18 protein-coding genes are annotated in these 17945 nt (G+C 68.5%); 4 read left to right on the top strand and 14 right to left on the bottom strand.

Annotated features, from left to right (window positions below):
• Nucleotides 1–84: 84 nt before the first annotated feature.
• From ACIO52_RS31600 to ACIO52_RS31540, 13 genes are all read right to left on the bottom strand, one after another.
• On the bottom strand, nucleotides 85–1752 hold the full coding sequence (locus ACIO52_RS31600; protein WP_402648978.1) for an FAD-dependent oxidoreductase: 1668 nt from the start codon (nucleotides 1750–1752) through the stop codon (nucleotides 85–87).
• 476 nt (nucleotides 1753–2228) lie between these two features.
• Nucleotides 2229–3500: a TetR family transcriptional regulator gene (locus tag ACIO52_RS31595; protein WP_316574586.1), complete on the bottom strand. Its 1272-nt coding sequence runs from the start codon at nucleotides 3498–3500 to the stop codon at nucleotides 2229–2231.
• The gene (locus ACIO52_RS31590) at nucleotides 3497–4159 is read right to left on the bottom strand and encodes a hypothetical protein (RefSeq protein ID WP_342800924.1); all 663 of its coding nucleotides are present in this window, start codon (nucleotides 4157–4159) and stop codon (nucleotides 3497–3499) included. The genes ACIO52_RS31595 and ACIO52_RS31590 overlap by 4 nt, the downstream gene beginning before the upstream one ends.
• A 12-nt stretch (nucleotides 4160–4171) precedes the next feature.
• Entirely contained in the window at nucleotides 4172–5356 is a 1185-nt protein-coding gene (locus ACIO52_RS31585; protein WP_402648975.1) for an MCE family protein, read from the bottom strand.
• Entirely contained in the window at nucleotides 5353–6471 is a 1119-nt protein-coding gene (locus ACIO52_RS31580; RefSeq protein ID WP_402648972.1) for an MCE family protein, read from the bottom strand. The genes ACIO52_RS31585 and ACIO52_RS31580 overlap by 4 nt, the downstream gene beginning before the upstream one ends.
• Complete coding sequence (locus ACIO52_RS31575) at nucleotides 6468–7568, bottom strand: MCE family protein (RefSeq protein WP_316574588.1); 1101 nt, start codon at nucleotides 7566–7568, stop codon at nucleotides 6468–6470. Before ACIO52_RS31575 ends, ACIO52_RS31580 begins: the two co-directional genes overlap by 4 nt.
• Nucleotides 7568–8581 (bottom strand): MCE family protein, encoded by a 1014-nt coding sequence (locus ACIO52_RS31570; protein WP_316574589.1) that lies wholly within the window; start codon nucleotides 8579–8581, stop codon nucleotides 7568–7570. The genes ACIO52_RS31575 and ACIO52_RS31570 overlap by 1 nt, the downstream gene beginning before the upstream one ends.
• Nucleotides 8578–9600 (bottom strand): MlaD family protein, encoded by a 1023-nt coding sequence (locus tag ACIO52_RS31565; RefSeq protein WP_402648967.1) that lies wholly within the window; start codon nucleotides 9598–9600, stop codon nucleotides 8578–8580. Before ACIO52_RS31565 ends, ACIO52_RS31570 begins: the two co-directional genes overlap by 4 nt.
• Nucleotides 9597–11021 (bottom strand): MCE family protein, encoded by a 1425-nt coding sequence (locus ACIO52_RS31560; protein ID WP_316574591.1) that lies wholly within the window; start codon nucleotides 11019–11021, stop codon nucleotides 9597–9599. Before ACIO52_RS31560 ends, ACIO52_RS31565 begins: the two co-directional genes overlap by 4 nt.
• 9 nt (nucleotides 11022–11030) lie before the next feature.
• Nucleotides 11031–11894 carry an ABC transporter permease gene (locus ACIO52_RS31555; RefSeq protein ID WP_218717842.1) on the bottom strand — a complete coding sequence of 288 codons (864 nt, stop codon included), beginning with the start codon at nucleotides 11892–11894 and terminating at the stop codon, nucleotides 11031–11033.
• A gap of 1 nt (nucleotide 11895) precedes the next feature.
• A complete protein-coding gene (locus ACIO52_RS31550; protein ID WP_374104847.1) occupies nucleotides 11896–12768 on the bottom strand; it encodes an MlaE family ABC transporter permease in 873 nt (290 codons plus the stop codon).
• Between the two features lie 42 nt (nucleotides 12769–12810).
• A complete protein-coding gene (locus ACIO52_RS31545) occupies nucleotides 12811–12996 on the bottom strand; it encodes a hypothetical protein (protein WP_402648964.1) in 186 nt (61 codons plus the stop codon).
• Nucleotides 12996–13220 (bottom strand): hypothetical protein, encoded by a 225-nt coding sequence (locus ACIO52_RS31540; RefSeq protein WP_218717844.1) that lies wholly within the window; start codon nucleotides 13218–13220, stop codon nucleotides 12996–12998. The genes ACIO52_RS31545 and ACIO52_RS31540 overlap by 1 nt, the downstream gene beginning before the upstream one ends.
• Nucleotides 13221–13652: 432 nt before the next feature.
• Between ACIO52_RS31540 and ACIO52_RS31535 the strand changes: the two genes are divergently transcribed.
• Both ACIO52_RS31535 and ACIO52_RS31530 read left to right on the top strand, forming a co-directional pair.
• A complete protein-coding gene (locus ACIO52_RS31535) occupies nucleotides 13653–14819 on the top strand; it encodes a thiolase family protein (protein WP_342802217.1) in 1167 nt (388 codons plus the stop codon).
• Nucleotides 14816–15826 (top strand): oxygenase MpaB family protein, encoded by a 1011-nt coding sequence (locus ACIO52_RS31530; RefSeq protein ID WP_402648960.1) that lies wholly within the window; start codon nucleotides 14816–14818, stop codon nucleotides 15824–15826. The genes ACIO52_RS31535 and ACIO52_RS31530 overlap by 4 nt, the downstream gene beginning before the upstream one ends.
• Before the next feature lie 47 nt (nucleotides 15827–15873).
• On the opposite strand, the gene ACIO52_RS31525 is transcribed toward ACIO52_RS31530, so the two are convergent.
• Nucleotides 15874–16617: an oxygenase MpaB family protein gene (locus tag ACIO52_RS31525; RefSeq protein ID WP_218717847.1), complete on the bottom strand. Its 744-nt coding sequence runs from the start codon at nucleotides 16615–16617 to the stop codon at nucleotides 15874–15876.
• 176 nt (nucleotides 16618–16793) lie between these two features.
• Here ACIO52_RS31525 and ACIO52_RS31520 point away from each other — a divergent pair, with 176 nt between their 5' ends.
• Together ACIO52_RS31520 and ACIO52_RS31515 are read left to right on the top strand one after the other, a co-directional pair.
• Nucleotides 16794–17651, top strand: a complete 858-nt coding sequence (locus ACIO52_RS31520) for an oxygenase MpaB family protein (RefSeq protein ID WP_402648957.1) — start codon at nucleotides 16794–16796, stop codon at nucleotides 17649–17651.
• A 100-nt stretch (nucleotides 17652–17751) separates the two neighbouring features.
• On the top strand, nucleotides 17752–17945 hold a 194-nt coding region (locus ACIO52_RS31515), incomplete at its 3' end, for a diiron oxygenase (protein WP_402648954.1).

The raw sequence follows: 17945 nt of genomic DNA, 5'->3' as shown, positions 1-17945 counted from the left end.
GGACACCTTTCGCGGCCGCGAGACGGGCCGCCTGGAATCGGGAATGGGCGGAGTCGGCCGGTCGCCGGCCGGAGGTTGACGTGATCAGCGCACCGGGTATCTGCGGTCGATCAGGTCGAAGGCATGGGGCCGACCCGCGTGGTACAGCGCGCTGTCGGCCAGTTCGAGCGGTTCCCACAGCGGCATCCGGAATCGCGGCGTGATCGGGACCCGGCTCGCCGCCGAACCGCCGGCGTGCAGCACGGCGTTCGCCGCCCGCCGCCCGCCTTCGTTCGCGCCGTCCATACACGCGACATTGCGCTGGGTCCGGATCCAGTCGCCGGCCAGGAACAGGTTGTCGACGGCAGTGGTCGCGTCGGGCCGGTCGGCCCACGAGCCGGGCGTCGGGACGAACCCGGTGCCGTCGTGGGCCACGTCCGGTGTGCCGGGATCGCGGAGCGCGGGATCGATCATCCACGAATGCAGCAGGTCGTCGGTGAGCGGTTCGCCACCGATCCCGTCGAGGTGGGCGGTGAGCTGGGCCCAGGTCTCCGCGGCGATCTCGGCGGGGCTGCACTGGGCGGCGCTCTTGCGGTTGACCATGCCCGGGGCCGTCCAGTCGGCGATGATCGCCGACAGCACGTCCGCCGCCCCGCCGTCGCCGTAGCGGCCGACCGGTGTCCGCCAGAACTGCGCCTGGCTGATCGAGGTCAGTCCCCACGGTGAGTCGAGGTAGGTGACGGGTCCCCGCGCCAGATCGGTCCGCCTGCGCAGGAAGAACTGGATGCCGACCATCGCCGCCGACCGCAGCCGCGACACGTTCGCGAGCCGGGGATCAATCGCGAGAAGCTCGTCGGAGAACACCGCCGCCGCCTTGTCCGGCGGAATCGCGCAGAGGTAGTAGTCCGCCTCGACGCGGTGCCCGGCACCGGTGTGGTCGATCACCGTGGCGCCGCGCAGGTGCGCGCCGTCGGTCTCGAAGCCCGACAATCGGGCGCCGAAAGCGAAGGTGACACCGAGGGAGCGCAGATGGGTGACCCACGGATCGATGAACGTCTCCGAGGTCGGCCCGTCGAGCACCCGGATCGCACCGCCGTCGGCGAGGTTCGACAGCGACCACAGGTACTCCTCGCCGACCAGCCCCATCGCATGCGCGCTGCAGTCGCGGGAGATCGTCGACGCCGGCGCGCGCAGGAAACCGTCACCGAGGAAGCGGCGGTACTCGGCCGACGCGTTGTCCAGGCCGGCGAAATCGGTCCAGCTCATCCGCTCCCACTGGCCGAGTCGGCGTTCCTCGCAGCTCGAGACGTAGACCGCCAGCCGCTCGGCGGCGAAGAGCGCCTCGTGCGGGGGCAACCGGAACAGCGTCCCGAACACCGAGGCGAAGGAATCCGCGAAGTGCCGTGGCGTCATCGGGATCTGACCGGACGGCACCGGAACCGGCAGCGGGACGGCTGGATTGCCGCGCCCCACGCCCGCGATCATCGCCGCCTCGAGCCGGACCAGATTGTCGTGGACGCCGTTGCGGTTGCCGCGGAACGGAATACGGCGCAGGGTGTCGGCCAGGCCGCGGTGGCGGTCGACGAAGCTGCGGAAGCCGTGTTCGCCCGGCAGTGCCTGGTCGCTGTAGACGCTGCGGCACTGCCCGCCCGCCGTGCCGAGCCGTTCGTAGACGGTGACCGCGAAGCCGCGTTCGGCGAGTTCGTGCGCGGCGGTCAGTCCGGCGAGCCCGGCGCCGAAGACCGCGACGGTGCGTCCCTTCGGTGCGGTCACCCGGCGCCATGTCGGCCGTACGGTCCAGGCGGTCGAGATGTCGCCCACGGCGGTCGATTTCCGGAATCCGCGTCGCGGGGACTGCCAGTTGAATCCCATGTCTCGTCCAGTCGTCTGCCCAGCCGTCCTCGACGTGTGCGCGCCGTTGCCGGGTGTCGATACCCCTTCATTATGTTACTGATGATTCTGGCTTTGTAGGCCGGAATTGGTCGATATAACAAATGTCCAGATCACCTGACGTCGGAACATAAGTTGCTGACAATTCTGACAACTCGAGGTATCGTTCGAGATGCTCGGCGACGACGTGCGTGGCGGAATCAACCCCTCGCCACAGCGTGCTCGCGCGTCGTGCCTCCCTCACGCGTCGTCCGCGACAGCCCAGCGAACTCACTGTCGCGGGGAACGGGTGATCGAGTAGCGCGGCGTTCGGAGTCGATGTGCAGCTCCGGACGCCGCGCGCCGGACAGGCGGTCGGGCTAGTGCGGCAGCGGCCGGCCGAGCAGGACGGCCTCCAGCAGTGCGATCACGGTGTCCTGCGGGCAGATTCCGTCGTCGCCGAAGGTCCGTCCCAGATCGACGACCAGGCTGAACGCCGCATGCACCAGGATGCGCGCCTCGCCCAACGACAGTTCCGGTCGCGCCGCCACCACCAGGCGCGCCCACTCGGTGACGATCAATTGCTGGAGATGGCGCAGCGTCACCTGGTCGGTCTGGTCCACGTGCCGGAATTCCGCGTAGTAGACGAAAGTCAGCGCGCGTTCGTCGAACGACCCCGAGACGTACAGCGCGATCAGCGTGCCCAGCGCCGCGGCCGGCGACGTCGCGGCGGCGGTCGCGGGCCGGATCGCCGCCGACACCCGATCGGCCGCGCGGCGAAAGGCCGCCACCAGCAGATCGCTCTTGCTGCGGTGGTAACGGTAGACCGCCGACGCCGACGACAGATCGGCGGCAGCGGCGATGTCCTCCACGCTGACATTCGGATAGCCGTGCTCGTGGAACAACTCGACCGCCCGGTGGAGCAACACCTCGTGCTTGAACAGCGGCGGCCGTTCCGCGGCCCGGCGCACGCGCGTGCCGGTCGGCGAACCGGTGAGGTCGGCGTCGATCACCGCCCAGCTCACCGCACCGAGCAGAGCGGCGAGGGTTTTCGCGGGCACTGTCGCGTGGTGGTCGCCGATGCTGCTGATCACGGCGAAGATCGACACCGCGCGCACCGCGCGATCGTGCCCGTCCAGTTCCGGCCTGACCTCGCCGATGCGTGCCCGCAGGCTCGCGATGGCCACCGCGAACTGAGCGCTGAATTCCCGGTGGTCCTCGGGTTCCAGGTAGCGGCGTTCCCAGCGGGCCAGGGCAGCGGTGGGCCGGTTGGCGACGGTCGCGGCGACGATGGCGGCGAGCACGTGCTCGAGGCGCCGCCGTGGCGACCAGCCCGCCGCCTCCTCGGGGAGCTCGACCGCCCGCAGCGCCAGGCCGGACAGCCGCAGCAGCTCGGCGCGGAACAGCGCGTACTTGCTCGGAAAGTGCCGGTACAGAGCGGTGGAACTGATGTCGAGGCGACGGGCGATGTCGTCCATGCTCACACCGTGGTAGCCGTGCGCGCCGAACGCCGCCGCCGATTCCGCGGCGATCTGCGCCCGGCGGTTCTTCGGCCTGCGCCGGACGGCGCGCGCGGGCACATCCGAGGACGGGGCGCCGGCACGCGCGGACGTGCCACGGTGCCGGGGGGATAGCGCGCCGGGTTCGGTCACTGGGCGGGCGCTGTCGTCAGCGGGGAGTTCACCTTCTCGACCAGCCATCGGCCGTTGTCGTTGTGCAGACGCAGCACCATGGACAGCTGGCCCGGTTTGGGCTTGTGCTCGGTGCCCAGACTGGAGATGGTCTGGCCGATCACCACGATCGCCTCGGCGGAATTCTCGTCGCCGGTGCGGATCGCGCACTGGGTGTCGGTGACCTTCGAGGTGACCTCGCCCTGGGTGAGGACTTCGCGCAGTTCGCCGCTGGTGGCCTCGAACTGCTTCTTCCAGTCGCCGGTCGAGCCGTCGAGGACCGCCTTGAAGTAGGCGTCGAGTTTCTTGCTGTCGTAGTCGGCCAGCACCGGTCCGTAGTGGCAGGCGGCTTCGCGGGCCTGCTGCTGTGCCGCGAGCAGGTCCTTGCTGCTCTGATTCTCGAAGAACAGGAACACCGAGGCCGCCAGCGAGGCACCCAGCAGCACGGCCGCGGCACCGCGCAGGCCGAGCTGCCTGCGGTCGATCGCGCGCCAGCGCGAGGACCACCCGGCCGCCATCGGAGTGGATGACGCTTCGGCAGGGGGCTTTTCGGAGCCGGTATCCGTGGCGGCCGTGCTGGTGCCGGTCGTCGTGGCGTCCTCGACGGGGGATTCGTCGGTGGGGGTGGGTTCGTTGCTCATCGCGGTGACTCCTTATCGAGGTGCCGGAACCGAGGGCTGGGACAGCTCGTTACCGGTGGCGCCGGGCGGGGGACCGGAGCCGTTGTCGGGACCGGCGGGGCGCGGCGCGTTGGCCGAGCCGCGGATCTGCAGCGCCGGATTGTCGGTGACGCAGTAGTTGTAGAGACGCACCCTGGTGTCGGTGGTCGGGGTGGTGGCCACCACGGGCACGGTGTCGTAGTCGCAGGTCGGGCGCGGCCAGGGATCGACCATCGTGAAGTACATGTTGTCGTGGGCGGGAACGCCGACCGCCTCGGCGAAGCGGCTCAGCGACGGGAACAGCGCCTCGATGGCGGGCTGGCGCAGCTTGGCCGCCCGAGTGATGGCGACCAGGTTCGTCACCAGATCGGTGATCGGGTTCTGCGTGCGGGAGACGAAGCCGCCCAGGGTGGCGAGCTGGCCCGGTCCCTGCTCGAGCAGGTGCCGCAATTCGGCGTCGGCGGCGGTGAACTGGCGAAACAGCGCGCTACCGGAGGCGGTGAGCGTGCCGAGATCGGGCTGCGCGTGCGAGGTGGTCGCGGCGATGACCTCGAGATTGCGGATGAGCTGTTCGGTCTGCGGGAGCAGATCGGTGAGGCCCGCCATGGCGCGGCTGAGCCCGGAGATCATGTTGCGCAACCCGTCCGGGCCGCCTGCCAGGGCCTTGTCGAGCTCGTCGACGATGACGGTGAGCCGTTCGGGATTCATCCCGGCGACGAGCCCGCTCATATTGCCCAGCACCGACTGCATCTGGACCGGCACCGCGGTGTCGGCCCGGCGCACGACCGCGCCGTCGACCAGGAACGGCCCGGACTCGCCGGCGGGACGGAAGTCCAGGTACTGCTCACCAGCCGCCGACAACCGGGCCACGGCGACGGTGCCGCCCACCGGAATCCGGGTGTTGCCGTCGATCTCGGCGACCGCGGCGATCCCGTCGCCCGCGACGCGGACGTCACCGACGCGCCCGACACGCACGCCACGGAAGGTCACGTCGCTGCCGGTGGTCAGACCGCCCGAGGTCGCCAATTCCACGGTGACGTCGAACCGGGTGCGGGTCGGATCGAACCGCAGGACCGCGCCGCCCAGGTACAGGCTGCCCATGATCAGCACCACGACCAGCCCGAGGTTGGCGACCGCGACGCGACGGCGGACCAGCCATTGCCACAACGGTGGATTCATCGGGGTCCCTCCTGCTGCGGCTGCGGAGCCTGCGGTGTACTGGTGACCCGGCCGATCACCTTGGCGATGACCTCGGCGAGGCTGCCCAGGAACGCGGGCACGTCGCCGGCCTCGGGCCAGCGGCTGCCGGTGGGGTCGGTGAGCGCGCCGACATCGAGGTAGGACAGGGTGGCGGCAACGGACAGGCTCGGGCCGCGCAGGCTGTCGGTCAGCGACGGGTACAGCGCGTGGAAGCCGTTCAGCGTGCCGGTGAGGTCGTCGCCCATCTGGGAGAAACCGTTCATGAGGTTCTGGATGCTCTGGAAGAGACTGACGAACTGCGGCCCGTTGGTCGCGCTGAAATCGCCGAGCGCGTCCATGGTGATCGCGACCCGGTTGATCAGATCGACGATGGCCTGATTGTTCTCGGCGAACAGGCCGATCAGCTGCGGAAAACTGTCCGCGGCGGCACCGAGTTCGGTCTTGCGCCTCGCCAATTCACCGGTCAGCACCGACAAGCCACCGAGCGTGGCGTCGAGGTCGCCGGTGCGCTGGTTGAGCGCGGAGATGACCGAGGTCATCTCGCCGACCAGATGCCGCAGCTGCGGCGCCTTGCCCGCGAAGATCGAGTCCAGCTCGGCGGTGACCCGCGCCGCCTGGTTGAGCCCACCACCGTTGAGCAGCATGGAGATCGAGATCATCAGCTGTTCCACCGAGGCCGCCGAGGCGGTGTACTCGGCACCGATGGTCGCGCCCTCCCGCAGCGGTGGCCCGGCGGCCTCGGCGCTGGGCAGTGTCATCGCGACGAAGATGTCGCCCAGCGGCGTCGCCTGGCGCAGCTCCGCGGTGGTGCCCTGGGGCAGCTGGATGTCGGCGCGGATCTGCATCTGGACATCGGCCAGGAACGAGGTCGTCGAAATGCCGGTGACGACACCGATATCGGTGCCACCGATCTTGACGTGGGCGCGATCGGGCAGATTCAGCGCGTCGCGGAAGGTGGCGTGCAGGGTGTAGCCGGGGCCGCCGATGCCGGGTTCGGGCATGGGCAGGTCGGCCACGGTCATCGAGCACGCGGTGCTCGTCGAGACGACGGCGGCGGCGCACAGGGTGGCTGCCAGTGCCGAGCGGAGGTTCATTTCGTCAGTCCCAACAGCGCGGCGGTGAGCCCGAAATCCGGGCCCATATCGGCGATCTTTCCGGTGCGGCAGCCGTCGAGACGCATCTGGACGCGCTCGCAGAACAGCGACAGTGCCTCGCTGTCGAGGACGATCTTGTCGAGCAGACCGTGCAGGCGCAGTGCCTGGCGTTCCCGGCTGACCGCGTTGTCGACGTTCTGGAACAGCAGCGGCGCGACATCGACGACCTCGGTGAGATTGCGGGCGTTGGCCCGCATCTGGGCGGCGATGGCCACGAACTTGGTGAGCGCGCCCGCGAGCTGGTCCTGGTTCTGGCCCAGCACCGAGGAGGTGTTGGTGATGAAGTCGTCGAGCTGGGTGAGCACCGCCTGCAAGCCGGGGGACTGCTGGCCGAACAGCGCGATCAGCTCGGTGATCCGGCCGCTGAAATCCCGGACGGTCTGGTCGTTCTCGGCGATGATCTGGGTGATCTCGCTGAGCTCGACGATGGTGTTGGCGATCTGGTCCTTGTTGGCGAAGGTCACCTCGAACGCCGCGGAGAGCTCGTCGAGGGTTTCGCGTAGCCGGTCGCCGTTGCCGTCGAGCAGCGGGAACAGGATCCGGCTCGCCATCGGGCCGGTCTCGTTCCCACCTTTGAGCGCTTCGCCGAGCTGATCGAAATTGGCCAGGATGCGGTCGAGCTCGACCGGTGTCCTGGTGCGCGCCAGTGGCAGATGCGCGCCGTCGGCGAGTTCGGGACCCGAGCCGGTGTAGGCGGGGGCCAGTTCGACGTGCCGGTTGGTGATCAGCTGCGGGGAGACCAGTGCCGCCATCGCCTCGGCCGGGATCCGTACATCCCGGTCGACCGACATCACCACCTCCACGTAGCCGCCCCGCGGGGTCACCGAATCGACGACGCCGACCGGAACGCCGAGCACCGAGACCTCGTTGCCCGGGTACAGCCCGGCCACGTTCTCGAAGTCGGCGCTGATCCGCTTCTGCTGGCTGACCATCCGATCGCCCAGCCCGGTCACGCTGTCGGGCAGCAGTGCGCAGCTCGAGGCGAGCAGCGCGGTCAGGCACACCGCCGCCAGCTTGCTCGTGTGTCGTGTGTTCATCAGTTGCACCCCTGTACGGCTTGCGCGAAGCACAGCCAGTTGTCCGGGAAGATCCACGGCGCCCAGATCTCGCCGTAGGGCCCGTTGCCGACGACGTTGTTGAACTGGCGCAGCGCGACCGGGGCGATCTCGTAGAGCCGGTCCAGGTTCTCCTTGTTCTTGGTCAACCCGTCGGCCATGGTGTTGAGGTTCTGGATCAACGGACCCAGCTCGCCGTTGTTCTCGATGCCCATGTCCTGCAGCAGTTTCGACATGGCCGCGACATTGTCGAGCAATTGGGTGAGCAGGGTCTGGCGCTGCTGGACGGCGGCGCCGATGGCCTCACCCCTGGTCAGCAGCAGGAGCACGCTGTTGCGATTGTCCGAGACCAGCTGGGAGACCTGGTCCATGCTCTTCAACAGTGTGTCGACCTCGTCGCGCCTGCTGTTGATCACCTGCGCCAGCGCGCCGATGCTGTCGAGGGCCTGCACCGCCAGTGCGGGGGAGTCGCCGAGCTGGGTGTTGAGCACATCCAGTGCCGTGCGCAGCTTGGTCGGGTCGATCCGTTCGATGCGCTCGAACGAGGAGGTGTACTTCGGATCCTGCACGACCTTGCTCAGGTTGTACGGCACCGAGGTGTGGTCGAGCGCGATGCGGTTGCCGGGCAGCCCTTTTCCGTTGCCCGGGGTCAGCTCGATGTGCAGGCGGCCGAGGATCGTCGACATCTTGATCGCGGCGCGCGCGTCGGGGCCGAGGCGGATGTCGCCGCGGATTCGCAGCGCGACTTCCACCCGGTCGTTCACCAGCCGCACGGCCTGGACGGCGCCGACCTCGATGCCGGCGATGTCGACCGTCGCGCCCGGCCGTACGCCGGCCGCCTGCGCGAATTCGGCGTCGATCGTCTTGTCGCCCAGGCGGACCTGGGCGAGCAGGCTGGACCCACCGAGCAACAGCACCACCGCCAGCGCCGCGGACAGGCCGAGACGCAGGTAGCGGTTGCGCCGCCAGAACTCCGGAACTCGTGCCCGTATCATCGGCACACCCCCGACTGCGAGTTGCCGCCGACCTGGGAGAACAGGCCTTCGGGCAGCACCACACCCCATAGCGAGACGTCGAGCCGGCAGATGTAGGCGTTGCCGTAGGTGCCGTAGCTGGTGAAGCGGGCCACGCCGTTGAGGAAGTCGGGCAGCTCGACCGCGCCGCGGTCCAGCGCCGCGCCGTTGTAGAGCAGCATCATCACACCGGTGGTGGCGTCGCGCTGCGCGGCGCCCAGGCCGGGCTTGACCTCGCCGATCAGCGAGACCAGGGAGTTCGTCGCGCCCGCGACGCGTTCCACGGAGCTCTTCAACGACTGTCCTTCGGCGTACAACCCGTCCATCAGGCTGCGGGTCTGGGTGATCAGGGTTTCCAGTTCGCCACTGCGCTTGGCCAGACCGGCCAGGACCGAGCTGAGGTTGCTCAGGACGTCGCCGAGGATCTGGTCGCGCTCACCGAAGGTGCTCGCCAGTTGGGCGGCCTGGGTGATCAGCGCCGCCAGCGACACCTCGTTGCCCTGCAACGCCTGGATGAGCGTCTCCGACAGCGAGTTGATCTGGTCGGGTTGCAGGACGCTGAACAGCGGCTCGAATCCGGACAGCAGCGTCGAGACGTCGAACGAGGGCTCGGTGCGGTCCAGCGGAATCTGCGCACCCACGGGGACGACCGCGCCCGCGCCCTCGCCCGGGGCCAGGGCCAGATAGCGCTGCCCGATCAGGTTCTGGTACCGGACCAGGGCTTTCGTCGTGTCGGTCAGGTGCTGGCGGGCTTCGATGCGGAAGTCGACCTCGGCCGTGTACTCGGGGGTGAAGTCGATCTTGTCGACCCGGCCGACCCGGACGCCGGCCATGCGGACGTCGTCACCCACCCGGAGCCCGAGGACGTCGGTGAACACCGCGGAGTACGAGCTGGTCTCGCCCGCGACGCTGCGTTGCAGGGTGGACCAGATGGTGTAGGTGAGCACGGTGGTCAGCACCACGAAGAAGCTGAAGCCGACCAGTGGCTTGGTGTATTTCACTGGCGCAGGCCACCTTCGGTGTCGGGGACGAGGGGAACGGTGCCGATGATCGAGCCGAGCAGCAGCAGCTGGGTGAAGTTCGGCCGCCCGCCGACCAGCGCCGACACCGCGGCCACGCCGGTGAGGCTGCGCGGCTGCGCGGCCGGGGGCTGATCGGTCGCCGCGGCGGGCGCGGTGATTCCCGGGATGGCGGGCAGGCCGGGAATCATCGGCAGGCCGGGCAGCGCCGGCACCGAGATGCCGGGCAGCGTCGGCAGTCCCGGGATCGGCGCCGACGGCAGCACCGGCGCGGGGCCCGCCGCTTCGAGGCGTTGGGGTAGCAGCTGGGCGGGGTATTCCTGGGGCGGCGCGACGGTGGGCACGGTCGGACCACCGCACCGCGGCCCGGTCATCTCGCCGTAGCGTGGGCAGTCCTCGGCGGTGTACTGCTGGAACGGGGTGAACGACACGTCCATGCGCCACGCCATCTGCTTGCGCGGGCCGAAGGTGAAGGTCTGCTGCAACTTGGCCAGCGAGACATTGAGATTGGCGGCGGCGGACTGCAGCGCCCCCGGATCCTTGGCGATACCGCCGAGCAGGCCGTCCAGGCCCGAGACCAGTTCCTTACCGGAATCGGGATTCGCGGCGAAGAGGCTGTTGACGGCCTCGACCGCGGAATTGCCCTGGGTGAGCAGCTCGACCAGCTGGGTGCGGTGCTCGTTGAGGGTGCGCGCCGAGGTCACCGAGTCGGCCAGCACGCCGACCAGCTCGGGCGCCGATTGGCTCAGCGCGGTCGCGGCCTGGCCGAAATTGCCCAGCAGGTCACCGATCTCGGGGATCTGGTGGATCGTGGTGAGCCAAGTGTCGAGCCGTTCCACCGTCGAGCCGGGGACCCGGGAGCCCGGGTCCAGCGCCGCGGACAGCGTCGCCAGTACCCGGCCGAGCTTCTCGGGCTGGATGTTGGCGAGCACGTCGCGCAGGGTGTTGAGCGTGGACTGCAGCTGGATCGTCTCGGCGCTGGTGTCCTGATGGATGGTGTGGCCGCTGCGCAACGTGCCGGTGGCGGCGCCGTTGTCGACCAGCTGGATGGAGGAGACGCCGAAGATGTTGTCGGGGATCACCCGCGCGGTCACCGTGTCCGGGATCGTCTCGGCGATACCGGGTTTCAGCTCGAAGGTGGCGTGCTGGCGTTCGCCCTTGGCGACCATCGCCACGTCGCCGACCATGCCGACGACCATGCCGCGGTATTTCACGTCGGCCCGCTGCGGTAGCCCGTCGCCGGTGCTCGTCAGCTCGGCGCCGACGATGACTTTGTCTTCGAACTCGCCGTTGTAGCGCAGTCCGAGCAGATACAGCGCGGCCGCGACCGCGGACACCATGGCCAGGCCCGCGACGGTCAACTGACGACCGGTCGGCCCGCGTCCACTGGGATCGAGAATCATCCGATCGACCTATCCCGAGATCCGGAATCCGGGGTCGATGCCCCAGATAGCAAGGGTGAGAAAGAGATTGGTGAAGACCATCACGACGATGACCATCTTGATCGCCCGGCCCGCCGCGACCCCGACACCTTCGGGTCCACCGGCGGCGACGAAGCCGTAGTAGCACTGGATGAAGGCGGCGATCAGGACGAACACCACCACCTTGAACAGGGAGAAGAACACGTCACCGCCGACCAGGAACTGGAAGAAGTAGTGGTCGTAGGTGCCGGCTGTGGTGCCGCCGAGGAACAGCACCGACAGCTTGGTCGCCAGGTAGGCCACCGCCAGGCCCAGCGTGTAGAGCGGGACGATGGTGACCGTGGCCGCGATCATCCGGGTGGTCACCAGGTAGGGGAGCGGGCGGATCGCGATGGATTCCAGCGCGTCGATCTCCTCGGAGATCCGCATCGAGCCGAGCTGGGCGGTGAACCGGCAGCCCGACTGGATGGCGAAGGCGAGAGTGGCCAGGATGGGGGCGATTTCGCGGGTGGTGGCGAAACCGGAGATGGCCCCGGTCAGCGGCCCCATGGTCAGCAGGTTCAGCGCGGAGTAGGACTCCATGCCGACGGTGATGCCGCCGAACGCGCACAGCACGATGACGACACCGACGGTGCCACCGCCCACGATCAGCGAACCGTTGCCCCAGCCGACGTCGGCGACCAGTCGCGCGACTTCCTTGCGGTAGTGCCGCAGCGTGAACGGAACGGCGAGGAGGGCCTGGAAGAAGACGATGGCCTGGTGCCCGAGCCGCTGATTGGCCTGGACGGGAATCTTGGCCGCCGCGCCGACGGCGCGCACCGGGCGCAGAACGGGCGGGATGTACTCGGCGGCCATCTCACACCACCTTCGCGGGGAACAGGGTGTTGTAGAGCTGGGTGACGATGATGTTGGTGGCGAACAGCATCAGCGCCGAGGAGACCACCGCCGAGTTGACCGAGTTGGCCACGCCGCCGGGCCCACCCTTGGTGTGCAGTCCGATATCGCAGGCGATGATCGAGGTGAGCGCGCCGAAGATCGCCGCCTTCACCAGCGCGACGAGCAGATCGTTGGCGACCGCGAAGGACGCGAACGAGCTGATGAACGAGCCGGGGGTGCCGTGCTGGGCGTAGACGTTGAACAGATAGGCCGTGGCGAAGCCGACGAACACGATGAACCCGCACAGCAGCATGCTGACCAGGACGGCCGCCGCCAGGCGCGGGGCGACCAGCCGGCGCACCGGGTCCACGCCCATCACCTTCATGGCGTCGATCTCCTCGCGGATGGTGCGCGAGCCCAGATCGGCGCAGATGGCGGAGCCGACCGCGCCCGCGATCATCAGCGAGGTGACCAGCGGCGCGCCCTGGCGGATGATGCCCAGGCCGGCCACCGCGCCGATGAAGGTGGTCGCGCCGACCTGGTTGACCAGCGCGCCGACCTGGATGGACACGACCACCGCGACCGGGATCGCGACGAAGACCGTCGGCACGGCCGAGACGTTGGCCATGAAGGCGCACTGCCGGATGAACTCCTGGAACGGGAACCGCCGCTGCACCAGGGACAGCAGCAGCTGGGCGATCGCGGCCCGGCCCAGCAGGACCTGCCTGCCCAGCGTTTCGACCGATTGTTGCGGGTGGCGTCGCCACAGGCCGGTCACACTGTCGGCGATCCGGCCGACCTCGGAGGGTTCCGGCGGCGCGATGCCTGCCGGGGAGTGCTCGGTGGAGGTCACGCCGCACCGAATCCTTTCTTGCCGCGCCGGAGCGCGGCGGTGTCAGAGCGTGCTCAGCCAGCGTTCGAGCAGGACGAGAAAGCCGGCGCCCGCGGCGAGCCCGACCGCGACGACGCACAACAGCGCGATCCATATACCTACGCGCAGAACGGGATTGACCTGTGTGCGGCCACCGAGGATCTTGACGACGGTCACCACGATGTCGATGACCCAGACCAGTGCCATCATCAGGTCATCGTCACATTCGCGAAGGTGAGCACCGGCCAGCAGACGATCGATCCGAGGAACGAGATGACCAGGTCGACGCCGGAGAGATCGCGCAGGTGCGAGGTGTGGGTGAGCGTCCAGACGATGCCGACGAGTCCGTACGGGATGCCGATGATGATCAGGGTGCCGAGGAATTCGGAGACCTTCATCTCGTAACTCAGAAGCCTGTCGAGCCGTCGCAACATGGTGTACCGGTGTTCCTTTCCCAGGACCGGTGGCGTCGACGGCTGGTGGCCGACGTCGCTGACGGTCCGATGATGTTGCCGAGCATTCTGTCGTCGGCGGGTACGTCTGTGGCTGATCTAGCGAGGATCGGCCTCCGATAAGTTACTACGGATTCTGGCGAATGTGAGCAAAATCGCCGGTAAGATTTCCGGGGTTCGGGCGCCGCTCGGGTCGATGGCCGCGCCGGTGCCGAAGCCGCGTTGCCCGGCGCCGACGCGACCTCTGCATCGCGCCCCCGACCCCAGTCGCACGATGCGGAATTGACGGTAACATGACCAGCTGAATGGCGTCTACGGCGCATGAAGCAGTTGAAATATCGATGAAATCTGGCGGAATCATGATTAACTTAGGGCGTTGAGGCCGCCGACGGTCGGCGGTTGCGCAGGAGGATCATGATGTCCGCGGTCATCGTCGATGTTGTCCGAACGCCGTCCGGTCGGGGAAAACCCGGCGGCGGCTTGTCGTCGGTGCACCCGGCGACCCTGCTGGCCGGAGTGCTGGCCGAATTGATCGACCGGACCGGGATCGATCCCGCGCTGGTCGACGATGTGATCGGCGGGTGCGTCACGCAGAGCGGTGAGCAGTCGAGCAACATCACCCGCACCGCCGTGCTCGCGGCGGACTTCCCGGAGTCCGTGCCCGCCACCACGGTCGATCGGCAGTGCGGCTCGAGTCAGCAGGCCGTACACTTCGCGGCCCAGGGCGTGCTCGCCGGCGCCTACGACGTGGCGATCGCCTGCGGCGTGGAGTCGATGAGCCGCGCGCCGATGTTCTCCAACGCGCAGGGCAAGGACGCGCTGCGCGGCCCGCTCGCGGTGCGCTACCCGGCCGGACTGATCGGCCAGGGCATTGCCGCCGAGATCCTCGCCGCCCGCTGGAAACTGGATCGCACCACCCTCGACGAGTTCGCGGCTCGCTCGCACCGGCTGGCGGCGGCCACCGCGGCGGCGGGCGGCTTCGACGCCGAGCTGAGCTCCGCCGGCGTCCTGGACACGGACGAGACGATTCGGCCCGGCACCACCGTCGAGAGTCTGGCCAACCTGCGGCCCGCGTTCACCGATCCCGCAGCGCTGGAACGGTTTCCGGAGATCTCCTGGTCGGTGACGCCGGGCAACTCCTCGCCGTTGACCGACGGCGCCTCGGCCGCGCTCATCATGAGCGAGCGGGTCGCGGCGAAGCTGGGACTGACCCCCCGCGCGCGGTTCCATTCGTTCGCGGTGGCGGGCGACGATCCGACGCTCATGCTGACCGCGGTCGTCCCGGCGACCCGCAAGGCGCTCGAGCGGGTCTCGCTCACAGTCGACGACATCGACACCTTCGAGGTCAACGAGGCGTTCGCGCCGGTGCCGCTGGTGTGGCAGCACGAACTCGGCGCCGATCCGGATCGGGTGAATCCCCGCGGCGGTGCGATCGCGCTGGGGCATCCGCTCGGCGGATCGGGCACCCGGCTGCTGGCCACCATGGTCAACCATCTCGAGCAGACCGGCGGTCGCTACGGATTGCAGACGATGTGCGAGGCGGGCGGCATGGCCAACGCGACGATCATCGAACGGCTGTGACGGCGATGAACACCGCGGCGAAGTCCAGTGAACCCGACTACGACGACCCCACCAGCGACAGGTATGTGGCCGAGGGGCCGGGCCACATCCCCGGGCCCGGCGCCGGCGCACTGTCGGAACCGGCGCCGGCGACGCACGCGCCGTTGACGCTCGCGCAGGTGCGGATCCCCCTGCCCGATACCCACCGCTCGCCGCGCAAACGGCCCGCGCAACTGGCCGACGCGCTCGACTTCTGGGCGTTCGCGGGTGCGGCGGCCAATGTTGCGATGCAGTTCGCCCACCGCGGGGTCGCGGCGGGGGTGATGGAGAGCAAGGTCGAGTCGGGGGCGCTGATGGTGCACCCGTGGAAGCGGTTGCGCACCACCGCGTCCTACCTGGCGGTCGCGGTGCTCGGCTCCGACGAGGAGAAGCGAGCGATGCGCGAGGCGGTGAACGTCGCACACCGGCAGGTGCGGTCGGGACCGAACTCGAAGGTCAAGTACAACGCCTTCGACCGTCACCTGCAGCTGTACGTGGCGGCGGCGATCTACATCGGCTACGAGGACACCCACCAGCTGCTGTGCGGCAAGATGACCGAGGCCGAGCTCGAGCAGTTCTACCAGGGCGCCGACACCTTCGGCACCACTCTGCAGGTCCATCCGGACATGTGGCCCGAGACCCACGCCGACTTCGACGCGTACTGGGTCCAGGCATGCCGAGAAGTGGTGTGCGACGACGATTTCCGGGCCTACATCGACGATCTGCTGCACCTGCGGATGATCCACTGGTCGCTGCGCCTGCTGCTGGGCGGGCTGCTGCGGTTCCTGACGGCGGGATTTTTGCCGCCGCACTTCCAGGAGCAGATGGGTATCGAGTGGAGTGCCTCGGATCAGCGGCGGTTCGAGAATCTGTTCCTGTTCGTCGGATTCGTCAATCGGTTCATCCCACGGTTCATCCGGTTCTCCGGCACCAACGCGATGATGGCCGATGTGCGGCGCCGCATCCGTCAGCACAAGGCGATCGTCTGACCAGTCAGGGGGAGGGGGCCGCCGGTTCGTCGAGCCGGCGGCCCCGATCATCTCCCGGTGCGTGTTCTGGCCTGTGAGACGTAGCGAATTCGCCGGGGCGCCATCGCGAAGCCGGGGCGTGCCGTCATCGCGACAGCGCGCAGTGCGGCGGCATCGGCCCGGCCGGTTCGCACGTCGAACAGTTCGAGCGCCCGAGGATGTTGCATCGCCCGTGCGGCACCGGCGGGCAGGTGCCGGACGATCCACGCATCGGGACGCAGGACTTGATCGCGCAGTTCGCGCGCGGCGGGGCCGACCCGCAGCTGGGTGGCGCAGGCGTCGGCGAAGTACTCGGCGAACTCCGGCCGGGTCCGGGGGAGCAGCCGATCGCTGACACCGTAGGTGCGGTACCAGGCGCGGGTCTCGCGGTAGAGCTGGTCGCGGTCGGCGGCGCCGAGCGCGGGGCCGAACAGGTCGGCGGCGGTCATCAGCGTCTCGACGTAGGTGGCGTGCTGGAACAGGAACACCTCGGGGTGCAGCGCGTGATAGCGCTGCCCGCGGTCGTCGAGGCCTTTCACGTGCTCGTGGGCGAAGCGGATCACCGAGTCCGCCGCTCGGCCGGAGTGCGCCAGATAGATCAGCTGCGAGACGGTGCGCTTCTTGTGTTCCCACAGCCGATGTGGCGCGTGGTCGACCAGCGCGGTGGCGATGACGGGGTGCAGTACTTGCAGTCCGACCGCGCGCGGCAGCGTCAGCAGGAAGCGCCGGTCGCCGAGATGACGCCGTAACAACGGTCCGGCCTGCTCGCTCATGACTGCCCCCTCCGTGGTGATGCGAGCGGTAAGTTACTCGGAATTCTAGATAATGGATAGCCATACGGCGAGTAATCAGCTCCCTATGTGACAGTTGATTCTGATCTAGTCTTGCGTGGGGGGCGGGTGGATGAGAGTCTGAATTGGAAACTCTCTCACTCTCTTGGAGGTTGGTCGTGGCACAGCCCCGCGCGGCAGCGCAGCCGCAGCATCCCGTCGACGACGCCGAGCGCAGACATCGCTATCTGATCGGCGCCGGTGCGATCCTCGGTGGTCCCGCCAATGTCGTGATGCAGCTGAGCCTGCTTCCGGTCGGCCGGGGCGTGGTGGAGAGCACGGTCGAATCCGGGAGCTACGCGACGAATCCGGGCAAGCGTGCCAAGACGACTCTGACCTACCTCGCGGTGGCGATGCTCGGGACCGAGGAGGATCGGGCGGTGTTCCGGGAGGCGGTCGGTACCTCGCATCGCCAGGTGCGTAACCGCCCCGGTGGGCCGGTGAAGTACAACGCCTTCGATCCACGGCTGCAGCTGTGGGTGGCGGCGTGCATCTATCGCGGTACCCGCGACAGTCTCGAGCTGCTCTTCGGTGAGCTCGACGAGGGCTTCGCCGAAGAGCTGTACCAGGATTCCGCGCGGTTCGGAACGACGCTGCAGATGCCCGCGGAGATGTGGCCCGCCGATCGGGCCGCGTTCGACCGCTATTGGGACTCGATGCTCGGTGAGCTCGACCTCGATGCCGAGGTGCGCGGGTACCTGCTCGACAATGTCGTCGATCTGGGGCCGCAGCCCTGGATCATCCGGATCGCCGGGCGGCGGGTGAATCGCTTCTTCGTCACGGGATATCTGCCGCAGCGCTTCCGTGACAGCCTCGGATTGGCCTGGAGTCCGCGTCGGCAGCGCGCGTTCGAGCTGATCATGCGCGGTATCGGGCGCGTGCTCGCGGCGCTGCCGCCGGGGTGGCGTCATCAGCCGTTCCCGCGGTTGGTCGTCGATATGCGCCGGCGCAGGGCGGCGGGGAAACCGCTCGTCTAGCGGGGCGCGGCAAGGTAGGTGTAACACGAAGTAGCGTCAACCCTTGTATGGTACTGCCGGTACCACTAAACTGGAGGCAGTACCTACTGAGGAGACATCGATGACGCTGTCCACCGCCGCCAAACGTCCGGGTGAGCCCGGATATCACGAGATCCTGCGCGGTCTGTCCGAGGGATCGGTGACCAAGCACTTCGACCCCTATGTCGATATCGACTGGGAGTCGCCGGAGTTCGCCGTCCATTCCGACGATCCGCGCTGGATCATGCCCGACGAGGACCCCCTGGGCCGTCACCC

It is taken from the genome of Nocardia sp. NPDC087230, assembly GCF_044744725.1.
GTDB lineage: Bacteria > Actinomycetota > Actinomycetes > Mycobacteriales > Mycobacteriaceae > Nocardia > Nocardia canadensis.
The sequence above is the reverse complement of the archived record's forward strand: the minus strand, read 5'-3'. Positions and strand labels throughout refer to the sequence as shown.

Excerpts from the sequence above, each read along its gene's own strand:
- ACIO52_RS31590 (WP_342800924.1), bottom strand. The coding sequence starts at position 4,159 with ATGAGCAACGAACCCACCCCCACCGACGAATCCCCCGTCGAGGACGCC.
- ACIO52_RS31585 (WP_402648975.1), bottom strand. The coding sequence starts at position 5,356 with ATGAATCCACCGTTGTGGCAATGGCTGGTCCGCCGTCGCGTCGCGGTC.
- ACIO52_RS31580 (WP_402648972.1), bottom strand. The coding sequence starts at position 6,471 with ATGAACCTCCGCTCGGCACTGGCAGCCACCCTGTGCGCCGCCGCCGTC.
- ACIO52_RS31575 (WP_316574588.1), bottom strand. The coding sequence starts at position 7,568 with ATGAACACACGACACACGAGCAAGCTGGCGGCGGTGTGCCTGACCGCG.
- ACIO52_RS31570 (WP_316574589.1), bottom strand. The coding sequence starts at position 8,581 with ATGATACGGGCACGAGTTCCGGAGTTCTGGCGGCGCAACCGCTACCTG.
- ACIO52_RS31560 (WP_316574591.1), bottom strand. The coding sequence starts at position 11,021 with ATGATTCTCGATCCCAGTGGACGCGGGCCGACCGGTCGTCAGTTGACC.
- ACIO52_RS31555 (WP_218717842.1), bottom strand. The coding sequence starts at position 11,894 with ATGGCCGCCGAGTACATCCCGCCCGTTCTGCGCCCGGTGCGCGCCGTC.
- ACIO52_RS31545 (WP_402648964.1), bottom strand. The coding sequence starts at position 12,996 with ATGATGGCACTGGTCTGGGTCATCGACATCGTGGTGACCGTCGTCAAG.
- ACIO52_RS31540 (WP_218717844.1), bottom strand. The coding sequence starts at position 13,220 with ATGTTGCGACGGCTCGACAGGCTTCTGAGTTACGAGATGAAGGTCTCC.
- ACIO52_RS31535 (WP_342802217.1), top strand. The coding sequence starts at position 13,653 with ATGATGTCCGCGGTCATCGTCGATGTTGTCCGAACGCCGTCCGGTCGG.
- ACIO52_RS31525 (WP_218717847.1), bottom strand. The coding sequence starts at position 16,617 with ATGAGCGAGCAGGCCGGACCGTTGTTACGGCGTCATCTCGGCGACCGG.